At 43.9% G+C, this 11015-nt stretch carries 7 protein-coding genes; 5 read left to right on the top strand and 2 right to left on the bottom strand.

Translation table 11 applies throughout. The annotated features are described in order from the left end of the window. The first annotated feature begins 7 nt into the window (after nucleotides 1–7). Together EDC32_RS05900 and EDC32_RS05895 are read left to right on the top strand one after the other, a co-directional pair. Nucleotides 8–2626: an ATP-binding protein gene (locus EDC32_RS05900; RefSeq protein ID WP_132220438.1), complete on the top strand. Its 2619-nt coding sequence runs from the start codon at nucleotides 8–10 to the stop codon at nucleotides 2624–2626. Nucleotides 2627–2638: 12 nt separating this feature from the next. After that, the gene (locus EDC32_RS05895; RefSeq protein ID WP_132220436.1) at nucleotides 2639–3427 is read left to right on the top strand and encodes a replication-relaxation family protein; all 789 of its coding nucleotides are present in this window, start codon (nucleotides 2639–2641) and stop codon (nucleotides 3425–3427) included. Between the two features lie 647 nt (nucleotides 3428–4074). On the opposite strand, the gene EDC32_RS05890 is transcribed toward EDC32_RS05895, so the two are convergent. Beyond that, a complete protein-coding gene (locus EDC32_RS05890; protein WP_132220434.1) occupies nucleotides 4075–4281 on the bottom strand; it encodes a hypothetical protein in 207 nt (68 codons plus the stop codon). Between the two features lie 289 nt (nucleotides 4282–4570). Between EDC32_RS05890 and EDC32_RS05885 the strand changes: the two genes are divergently transcribed. The 3 genes from EDC32_RS05885 (at nucleotide 4571) to EDC32_RS05870 (ending at nucleotide 10009) form a co-directional block, all read left to right on the top strand. Further along, nucleotides 4571–4900, top strand: coding sequence for a hypothetical protein (locus EDC32_RS05885; RefSeq protein WP_132220432.1), 330 nt, complete (start codon nucleotides 4571–4573; stop codon nucleotides 4898–4900). Between the two features lie 1433 nt (nucleotides 4901–6333). Next, complete coding sequence (locus EDC32_RS05875) at nucleotides 6334–9291, top strand: Tn3 family transposase (protein ID WP_132220428.1); 2958 nt, start codon at nucleotides 6334–6336, stop codon at nucleotides 9289–9291. Continuing rightward, a complete protein-coding gene (locus tag EDC32_RS05870; protein ID WP_246026857.1) occupies nucleotides 9263–10009 on the top strand; it encodes a tyrosine-type recombinase/integrase in 747 nt (248 codons plus the stop codon). Before EDC32_RS05875 ends, EDC32_RS05870 begins: the two co-directional genes overlap by 29 nt. Before the next feature lie 65 nt (nucleotides 10010–10074). Here EDC32_RS05870 and EDC32_RS16610 read toward each other — a convergent pair whose 3' ends face one another. Continuing rightward, entirely contained in the window at nucleotides 10075–10947 is an 873-nt protein-coding gene (locus tag EDC32_RS16610) for an aKG-HExxH-type peptide beta-hydroxylase (protein WP_246026856.1), read from the bottom strand. Between the last annotated feature and the right edge of the window lie 68 nt (nucleotides 10948–11015).

The raw sequence follows: 11015 nt of genomic DNA, 5'->3' as shown, positions 1-11015 counted from the left end.
ACAGACTGTGAAGGATGATCGACTTTGGCGGGTTGCTGGACCCGCTTTGCTTCTCCTCATCTTTTTCTATAAACCGATGAGTCAACTGGTTCAGTTTTTCCAAGGTGAAATCACCTTGGATCAACTAATCGACAACGTGACCCCAACAGCTTCAAATCTCACAAAAACGATACAAGCCTATCTCCCTTTTGGATTAGACACCCTAGCAGATGTATGTTGGATGGGGGTTGGGCTTGTTTCACTCGCCCTAATCATTCACTGGGGAAACGCTTGGCGCTTACGGAAGAAGGCAGAGAGACAGTTAGAATGGATCCGGATTCTTCCTTCTCGTGCCACTTCCTTCGATAAAGGGAAGATTCAGAACCTGATTAATCTGTTTGGCCAAATGGGGCGAAGACGGTATCGCTGGTTCAAAGGGGATGTATGGTTTCGACTACGTTTGGCTCAACCCTTTGGTAGCAAAGAGATTGGCATTTACTTGGGCTATCCCGCAGAGAAGGAAAACAGCGTGATGGATGCCATCCGAACCACTTATCCGCATGCTGAGATTTTCCCCATACGTAAAGCAGAAGTTCCTTTCCCAAACCAACACGGAAAGGGTGGACACTTCATTTTTAAAGGGAAAAGTGCCTTGCCTCTGTCTTCGATCAAGGATAAGAAGCATTCGTCTATCGGGAATATTCTTACCACGTTCCGTCCAGGCTCATTTCTGGAACTGCAATTCTCTCCTTCTGGATGGGGAGAACTGGAAGACCGCGTAGATGACACCGTAGACAAACTGAAACATAAGAAAGTGAATGACCTGTCTAGCCGGGAAAAGGCACGGAAACTGAGCATTACGAAACGATTGACGGGGCGGGAGAACTCCTTTACTGTACGGCTTTCACTATGGTCTAACTCCCCGCAAGCCGGTTCAGTGATTCACTCAACCAGCAACGCCATTAAAGCGGAGCTAAAACATGATGGGGAATTACTCTTCTATCAGCATATCTGGCAGATGATGAAAGAACGGTGTCCGGTTCCATTCAACGTTCCGTATACCTTGATGACATGGACTGGGGACGAACTTGCGAATCTCTTTCATCTTCCACCGGGGAATCATGAGATTTACACCGAACCCAAAAAGGGAGAACGAGGGTATCTCCCTGCACTAGAAGCTAATCAGAAGACACTTGATGATTGGGAATTAAGTAAAGGTGCCTTTATTGGCCAACTAAAACATCCCATTATGAAACGGGAAGTTCGGATTGATTTTGAGCAGTTTAGCAAGCACTTTGTCTTAACCGGAGCACCGGGTATGGGGAAATCATCCTTGTTAGTAGAGATGATGGATCACTGGATTCAAGGTTGGTTAGAAGACCCAGACAATCACCCAGGCTTTACCTTCATTGACCCGGCAGAAGAGGGGATTGCCACGATTGAGAATCGTTTACGCTACTATGAACAGGTTAAGGGAATCACCATCCCGCGTCATAAAATCCGGCACTTTGATTTGACCCCAGAAACGACTCATAGTGTGGCAATGAACCTTCTGCATAAACCCAAAGGGGTGAGTACGAGTCAAGTAGCACAAAACGCAGCGGAAGTCATTCTGGGAACAACCGGTAGTAGTTCAAGCCTGACGCAATCCAAACGTCTACTACAAATGGCATTACAGGCGCTACTAGAAGATGAACAACCCCACACCATCTTAGGTATTGAGGAGATGTTCAGAAATCCAGCATTTCGGGCAAAGGTACTCATGAATGTGAAAGACCCTTACGTCAAGCGACAATGGGATGCTGTACCCGACGATGAGGACTTAGGAACTCATATTGGAGCGATTCTAAATCGATTAGACCCACTCTTGAGTGACCAGACCATGCGTCGGTTGTTCTGCCAACCGAAAATGAATCTAGACATCCGAAAATACATGGATGATGGTTGTCTGGTACTCATCAACATCAACAACATGACCAAAAACCAAGTTCGGATTGTGGGAAACCATCTCGTTAATCAATACTACTACACTGCCAAACAACGACCACCTAGTTCCAAACTCCATATGTTGATGGTCGATGAAGCACATTTGCTCGATGAGGTAGGCGGAGTAATCGCAAAAAGTATCGCTGAGACGCGGAAACGAGGCTTAGGGATTGGCTTTATAACCCAAGACCTTGATCAGATCAAGAACAAGGAGTTGATTGTCGCATTCCGATTGGTTGGAACCATCATGAGTTGTGCACAAGGGGATGGGGCATCGAAAATAGAGGATATGACTGATGGGGTATTCACCGAATCGTTTATCCGTCAACTGCCAGAGCGGAACTGCGCTATCTTTACCCGCTCGAAACGGGATGGTCGCAGTCATATTACCACTTGTATGGTGGAAAATGAACCGCCCGTAACCTATTTACCTGATGGTGAGATTGCCCCTTTCCACAATAAGAAAGCCTTGGCCTATGCCAGCGAATGGGGGTTATCTTGGGGAAAAGCCATCATGGCTGAACAAAAAGAAGTCGAGCATGTAGATACCGTTGACGCATGGATTGAACAGTATATGAAACCACCCAAAGAAGTGCATGAACCAAAAACGATTGAAGAAAGCCATGGCGAGCAAGAGGAACCGATACGTCCACTGATTTAGGAGGGAGAAACCATGTTAGAAACGTTGAAAGGAAATCAATATCTATCAGATGATCGCCTTTTATTAGCACTCTACAAACTAGGGATGGCGAACCGTCGCCATCTCTCAGTCGTGCTTGGTTGGACAGATGCCACCGTTAAATGGCGGATTAATAAGATTCGATCAGAACGCGGGAAAACAGCGGAAGAGAAGAACCAATGGATTCAATATTATGTTCCGCCTCATCGCTCCAAAATGAACCTGTATTATCTCGGTGAAAAAGGGTTGGCGTATTGTGTGAAGGCGCTAAATCAGGCAAAAAAGAAACCCGTTGCACATGGACAATGGGAGCATTATGAAGGCCTCTACAACATCTATCTTCGGGTGATGGAGTCTGCTAATCAGGTGGTATGGCGTACCACACAAGAAGCCACAGAATACCTCTTCCGTAGTTATAAACTTCAAAAGGCGGAAGAGTGGAAGAAAGAACCGAAATTAGAGAGGGAAACGAAGAAGAATTTGATTCACCCAGATGCGTTGGTGGTGATCAATGGAAAGATGTTCTGGATGGAATTTGATAACAGCACGGAATCATCTAGTCAGTTAGAAGAGCGGATGGAAGGATATATCCGGGTGATGAATGATCTCAAAGAAACCGCCCCCGTTGTCTGGGTGGTGAAAGATGCTTGGAGAAAAGCCGACCTCCAATTTGTCTGGGGCTATACTTCCAAGGGACATGCAGTTGTGCCGAGAATGGAGTTCTTTGTCCAAGGAGAAGAAGTAGACTTTTTATGCTCATCACCTGCTACATCCTCTAATTAAGCACCCGCTTGAATCTCTCCCATTGCACCTGCTATAGTACCTGCTATATAAAATGGCGCAAAATGGCGAATCCCTTGATTTTAAATGGATTCGCCCTCTGTGGAAAAATCCAATTTATTATGCCTACAGATCAGCGTCAAATTTCACCCTTTCAATCAATGATTCCATTTCCTATCTAACCCCCTGTATCCATCTACAACAAAAACTGCAAAACAAGCACCTCCAAAACGGGGAGAAATCCCCTTCCTTCCTCCTATAAAGTCATCGAAAAAGATGACTATAACACCCGGTAGAAGTCATCGGAATAGATGACTATAAGGGGTAAGTCCGAGATACGTGTAAAATATACAGTTGCAAATGGGGTAAGTTGGAAAATATTCACCCCATATTTAGCTACCTGACCCCATTTTTGACATCTAAAAAGATGTCAAAAATGGTCATCTAAAAAGATGTCAAAGTATAATTATATGATGAATGAAGTGAGTGGATTGTTAGTGAATTTGTTAAGGTTTTTCCGAAGACTCGCTGAAAAAAAAGTGTAAACCGTTTTTTAGGGGTAGAGGTAGCACGAACGCCGATTTTGCCGCCAATTGGTCAAAATGAGGAAACAAAAGAATAATGTTGTTCACATATGTAAAGCCAGGGTGTCACTCATCCCCTGGCTTTTGTTTTGCTCTTTCCCGGATTGCGTCTAACGCTTCATCTGGTGTTATCTTGTCCTCCAGTTCCAACAGCACGTGGACATATCCTTCCAGAACCTTTTGAACAGACGTGTCCTTTTTTGTTGTGTACAAGTCAAACTGTTTTTTTGTTTCTGCATCAACTCGGCAAAATAATCGCGGATCTGCTGCCATGATCTTTCTCCTTTCTTCTGTCACCTTGGTACCATGATACCATAAAAACCAACGAAATAAATATTCAAAAAATAAACATTGACTGTCACCATGGTGACATGGTACCATGGCGGTAAATAGAAATAAGGGAGGTGATCAATATGCGATTCATCGCAGACCCACCTTGGAGTTAAATGAAAACGCCCCTACCCGTGCCGGGGGAGGGGCTCTTAGAAAAAACGATTCAAGATATTATACCACTTTGAAGAAAGCGTAAACCACAACAAAAACAAAATGGAGGTTGATTATTATGCCGTTTTTCTTTCGTGGAGATAGAAAAAGACGTCAGAATAGATCTGAATATGGTAAAATGTCCGACTTCGCTGGGTCGCAATTAGAGGGGGAAGAGCTTGAGGCCGAGTTTCAACGCCAGTTGCAAAGAAAGCGGGAGAGAGAGGAAGAGGAGGAGAGAAGAAAACGTGAAGAGGAGGAAGAACGCGAGTATCAGCGCAAGTTAAGAGAGGCTGTCAGGAATGTTGGAGGCAAAACTTGGTGGGATGATGACGATGATGATGACGATGACAATGGCGGAGGTGGCGGCGGAAGTAGTGGATTTGGATCAGGTGGATTCGGCTGGTGAAAACAAGGGCTGAGGGATAAACCTCAGCCTTTTTTAAATTTTCATTAAGTTATCTTCTTGTAGCCATTCGCACATTTTGATGATCTCGAGCCATATCTTCAGTTCTTTTTTTCTTCCAAGAAGCCTTGAGACAATCATGCAATCCCTCATCCAGTTGATTAATTGGGATGGAGTTGGACGTTCACCTGGGTACTCTTCTTGATAGGATTGTAGAAGAAGAGGCTTAATCTCATTGAAATAAGCGGCTAGATGGAGCATAAACTCGTCATCATTATCCACATCATGTTTGTACAGCTGTCGTAGGATGCGTTGTTTGTCTTTTGGCCAATTCCTAATAATACGTCTTTTCGTTAGGCTGTTCATGATCCGCGTTAAATCGTTGCGGAATGGGGGACTCAGCAGACTACTCATTTCGTCTAGGGGTATCGCCACTTTTCTCATCCTTTCAGGGAGTATTTCCATCTCCTCCTGTTCAACATAATAGCTAAAAGCCCTTCCAAGGGAACCCCAAATGAGCATTCGATCACGATTGACACACTCTTCTACATTTGTTTCCCCAGGAACACATTGGCTGCTGATGCGGCTTTTTTTTATAGCCCAATTTCCAAAGAGCTTTTACAAGTACCTTCCGTGATATATGATAATTCATATGATTATGATATTTACTTTATATAGTGAAAGGATGAGGTTCTGTTGGCCAAGCTACACTCAAAAGTCGTTGAAGTCATTGGCAATCACAAGGAGTTTCAATCTGAGCTAAATGTAAGATTAGCAGAATTGTCAAATGATGTTATCACAATCAATACAGCCGTTTGTGAAACCAATAAAGGGACAAAGTATGTGGCCACGATCTTGTATCGCAAAGAGAGTATATGGTAAGGGGAGGCTATCGAGTGTGTGTAGATCGGATTAATGATTGTATTTAACGCCAAAAAAGAAATCAAAATCAAATGACTCATCAAAAAACAGTTCCTAACCATCGCTCAAACTCCAGTAATATCAACGGTTTTGGCTATCGTCGCTCAGAAGGCGAAATTTTAGCTCTGAGAGGCATATCCGTTTCAAGGTCAATATATCGACCCTAAAAAAACAAAGGGCTTAAAACGGCTTATATTAGGCCGTTTTTTGTTTCTACTTTTTCATTCGCCAATTACTGTCGATTATTTGGTTTCAATGACACAAACAGATCCTTTAAGGGGTAGAGGGAGCGAAGACCGATTTTGGTGCCATCTCTCCAGTAAATGGAAAATGACTTGAGTCCAAATGGGAACTCCAAGTCATTTTTTATTGTTCCGAATTTTGTTTTGGTATTGGAACTTCCTGTATTTTAACCTTTGTCCTTGCCCAAAAAATCAAGGCTCCGTATACTCAGATCAGCGGAAAAGTACCGACTCTATGCATTCTAGGAACTTTAGAAAGGATTGACATCGGAGTTGAAACAGCAATGGACGAAGGAAGAACTCATTGAACACTTTACTTTATTGCCTCCAGAAAGGCAACTGATTGAAACTAAGAACTTTGAGACACGGTTGGGATTTGCTGTTTTGTTTAAATACTTTCAACATGACGCTCGTTTTCCTGACGGTCCGGAAGATGTTCCTATCCCGGTGGTTGATTTTTTGGCCAAGCATCTACGAGTTAACATGGAGCACTTTGAGCAGTATGATTGGACCGGGAGAACTATTAAACGTCATCGTGTTGAGATACGGAAGTTATTTGGTTTTCGCGAACATACAGCGAATGACCTCCAAGCAATTTCCCAATGGCTGTCTGACAAAGTGTTGACCCATATTCATGATATCCCTGTCTTGAAAGAGCGAGTTTACGCTACACTCCGGCAGCGGAAGATCGAGCCGCCCGTGGACAATACTGTTGAAACGTTGGTACGATCCGCTTTACATAATTATGAGCAGAAATTCTTTGCTCAAACGTTTCAACGCCTTTCATCTGCCTCTATCTCCCGAATGGACGCGATGATTGATGATTGGGCAGATGCCGAGGATGAGGTTTCTGAAGAACAAGGGGCCGAGGAATCGGAACGAATGACTTTCCGTAAGATCAATATGGGCCCAGGCCGCGCCAGCAGAAAGAACTTAGAGGAGGAAATCAAAAAGCTCAAGGAATTACGCATGTTGGAGTTGCCGCACGATCTGTTTAAGAACGTGCCCCCCAAAATCTTAAGGAAGTACCGGTTACGTGTGGTTTCGGAGAAGTTGGTGGAGATCCGCCGCCATCCACCAGAATTGCGCTATACCCTGTTGTCGGCGTTCTTTTGGTCTCGACAACAAGAGATCACCGACAGCTTAGTTGAAATGCTGATTACCATTATCCATAACATTAATGCCCAGGCTGAACGCAAAGTAGACCGCGAAATATTGCAGGAAATTAAGAAGGTTCGTGGGAAAAACAATATCTTGGCTTCCTTGTTGGAAGCCCTATTGGAAAAAAAGGATCATGTCGTTCAAGATGTGATTTTCTCCGTTGTTGAGGAAGAGACGTTGCGCGATTTACTAAAGGAATTAACCCACAATAAAGAGGTATACCGTGAAAAGGTTTATTACAAAATGCGCAGCTCTTATAGTAACACGTACCGCACGGCGATAGGGGAACTGATCAATACACTTGAATTCCGTTCAAATAACTCAAGGTATCAACCCATCATTGAAGCACTGGATCTGATTAAGAAACATATTGGCACCAAGCAAAAATTTTTTGCTGTCGCCGATGACGTGCCAATTGAAGATGTGATCCCGCCTAAGTTTAAGAAAGTGGTACTTGAGACAGATAAGAACGGTGATTTGCGCGTCAACCGTATGAACTATGAGATTTCCGTTCTCTACTCCCTGCGGGAGAAGCTGAAATGCAAGGAGATTTGGGTGATTGGGGCCAATCGCTACCGAAATCCTGACGAGGATTTGCCAGACGACTTTGAGAAACGGCGGGAAGAGTATTATGAATCCCTTGGTCTGCAAATGGATGTGGGCGCTGTGATCAACGATCTCAAACAGTCGTTACATCGTGCGTTGGATCAACTAAATCAAACCATTCCACAAAATCCGAAAGTCCGAATTACGAATCACAAGGGTGGATGGATTTCGGTTACACCATTGGATCCACAACCAGAGCCCGAACGCTTGGTTCAGCTCAAAAAGGAAATTACAAAACGTTGGTGGATGATTGAGTTAATCGATATTTTCAAGGAAGCCGATTTGCGTGTAGGTTTCACAGATGCTTTTCAGTCACTTGGGATTCGTGAGCAGTTAAGTCGTGAAGAAATCCAAAAGCGTCTGTTGCTCTGCCTTTATGGACTCGGTACCAACATGGGTCTAAAAAGAATGGCCACCGGTAACACTGATGTGACTTACGAAAACCTTCTGTACATCAAACGGAAGTTTATTCATCCAGAAAATTTGAAGGCAGCCAATGTCAAAGTCGTCAATGCCATTTTGAAGGAACGCCTAGCCGAAGTGTGGGGCGAAGCCACTACATCTTGCGCTTCTGACTCCAAAAAAGTCGGTTCTTGGGATCAAAACCTGATGACAGAATGGCATCCCCGCTACCGCGGACCTGGTGTGATGATCTATTGGCATGTTGAAAATAAGTCCGTCTGTATCCACTCGCAATTAAAGACCTGCACATCTTCGGAAGTGGCTGCAATGATCAAAGGATTGCTCCAACATGCCACCGAAAAAAAAGTTGATCGGAATTACGTGGACACGCATGGTCAAAGCGAAGTTGGTTTCGCCTTCTGTCATCTACTTGGTTTTAAGTTGATGCCCCGATTCAAAAATATCGGCTCACAGAAGCTCTATAAACCCGATCATGGCATGGCCGATGCATATCCGAACCTGCAACCGGTTCTGGCCAAAAATCCAATCAACTGGGATCTGATCCGGCAGCAATACGACCAAATGGTGAAATATGCTGCGGCCCTGAGATTCAACACCGCAGAAACCGAAGCCATTCTCAAGCGATTCAGCCAAAACCGGACCCATCCCGTTTATAAAGCCTTAAGTGAGTTGGGCCGCGTGATCAAAACGATTTTTCTGTGTGAATACCTACAGCACGAGGAAATCCGGCGTGAGATCCATGAAGGGCTGAATGTCGTTGAAAACTGGAACTCCGCCAACAGCTTTATCTTCTTTGGACGTAACGGGGAAATCCAAAAGAACCAAGTGGATGAGCAAGAGATCGCCATATTGAGCCTGAACTTGCTTCAAAACTGTCTGGTCTATATCAACACCATCAAAATTCAGAATATCATCAAGGAGCAAGGATGGCTGAACAAGCTTACAACAGAAGATTTGCGCGCACTCAGTCCTCTGATTTACAACCATATCACTCCATATGGCAAATTTAACGTTGATTTGGATAGGCGATTACCAATATAGGAGGCGAAGTGCCATTAAACACCGAACCCCGCCAAAAAAGAAGGCCCGGGAGCTGGCCAAATACCTTCGTGAAGAACGGCCAGATTATGATTACCTAAAAAGCGTATTCCGGCACCTGCGTGCCGAGTTGGAAGTCGATGTGCCAAAGGCAAATAAAAAATTACCTTACGTGCCCACAGAAGACGAGATTAAACGCTATTATGAAGCCGTCTGGAAGGCGAAGAATTTTCAAGACATGATGATTATAAAGACCCTACTGTATACGGGCGTTCGTGTGAGCGAACTCATTAACATCAAGCTGACCGATATTGATTTCCAGCGCTGCCAGATCCGGGTGAACCAAGGGAAATGCAAGAAGGACCGGATCGTGCCGTTCCCGACCGCCTTCAAAGAGTTGTTGGCCATGCATGCCGATCGCGTAGCGAAAAAGGGTGCTGTCTACCTTTTTGAATCGTCCTGGAAGAAAAAATACAGCGACCGCGGCATTCGAAAAATCCTCAAGAAGTATTCCGATCAAGCCGGCATGGTTCAATCCATTTCGCCGCATAAGTTACGCCACTTCTTGTTAACATGGCTCAAGAAACAAGGTATTGACGATGCACTAATCCAACCTTATTCTGGACATGCAAGCCGTAAATCGCTTGAAGTGTATTCTAAGTTGGCCATTACTGATGCACAGGAAGAATATGAGCGGGTTATTCATGAGTTTCCCATATAACAGAGCCTCTTATAAAGCGCAAAACCGATCCTTTATTGAGGATCGGTTTTTATATAATAAATTTCTCAAAAGAGAAATTTGGAAAGGCTTTCGTAATCTCTTGCTTTTAGGAAGTGGTTCATTTGATTAAGAGTTAATACACCCTGTTCACCCAAATACTTCGTTTTACTGTTAAGCTCCTCCACAGTTTGCTCAACAGAAGGCAAGTAACTCTGAGCTTTTTTTGTATCCCCAAGCATCGTGTAGAAATGGGAAAGAGCAATCGCCACAGCAGCAGAGTGGAACGAACGATCCAATGGTCTTTTCCATTTCAAGATAGATGAGGTAACCAACGCGTCTTCCGTACCCAACACTTCTGTATCTGGAAAAATGGTGTTGACCATATCATCGAGAAACAGAGAGTTATGGATAAACTCATGGTACATGCACTCGGCATAATCGATAACGGTCCAATCAGGCTGAGGATTGAGCCAAATCAACCCGATTAGACTGGAAACGGAACCACCGCCATTACCTTCCTTCTTAATGAAGTACAATGTACCAATCAATTGAGTCATAAGATAATGCAGATTCGGATGCAAGATTTTGATAAGGTCCAATGCTTTCTCCATTTTGTATTGGATCATTTCTCGTTCCTCATCATTGAACAAATGCTTGCCATCCGCCACGTCTTCTGGAGACAACATGGTGGATTTTACAATCAGGTTAGTAAGGGCTTCGTTGTCGAATTGCATATGGATACCATTAGGCTTGTTCGGAATAGAAGAGGATTGTAAGGTATTGATCACGTCAAAGAATAACCTTTTACGATTTTCTTCTGAGATTGGGGTTTCCGGATTAAAAACCGTGATAATTGTTTCAATGTTTTGTATAATGTTTTTAGAGTGCAGAAAAGGAAAACATGTTTGTTTGCCCTGCTTTGGCTGGACACACGACATACAGAAACCTCCTTTTTAAGAAGTGCAGGGAAGGGCCAGTTCCCTGCACTTAACTGATTAGGTGGCTT

Source organism: Laceyella sacchari (assembly GCF_004343255.1).
Lineage (GTDB): Bacteria > Bacillota > Bacilli > Thermoactinomycetales > Thermoactinomycetaceae > Laceyella > Laceyella sacchari.
The sequence above is the reverse complement of the archived record's forward strand: the minus strand, read 5'-3'. Positions and strand labels throughout refer to the sequence as shown.

What these genes read in the sequence shown, in the direction of transcription:
- EDC32_RS05895 (WP_132220436.1), top strand. Translation starts at nt 2,639, where the DNA reads ATGTTAGAAACGTTGAAAGGAAATCAATATCTATCAGATGATCGCCTT.
- EDC32_RS05885 (WP_132220432.1), top strand. Translation starts at nt 4,571, where the DNA reads ATGCCGTTTTTCTTTCGTGGAGATAGAAAAAGACGTCAGAATAGATCT.
- EDC32_RS05890 (WP_132220434.1), bottom strand. Translation starts at nt 4,281, where the DNA reads ATGGCAGCAGATCCGCGATTATTTTGCCGAGTTGATGCAGAAACAAAA.
- EDC32_RS16610 (WP_246026856.1), bottom strand. Translation starts at nt 10,947, where the DNA reads ATGTCGTGTGTCCAGCCAAAGCAGGGCAAACAAACATGTTTTCCTTTT.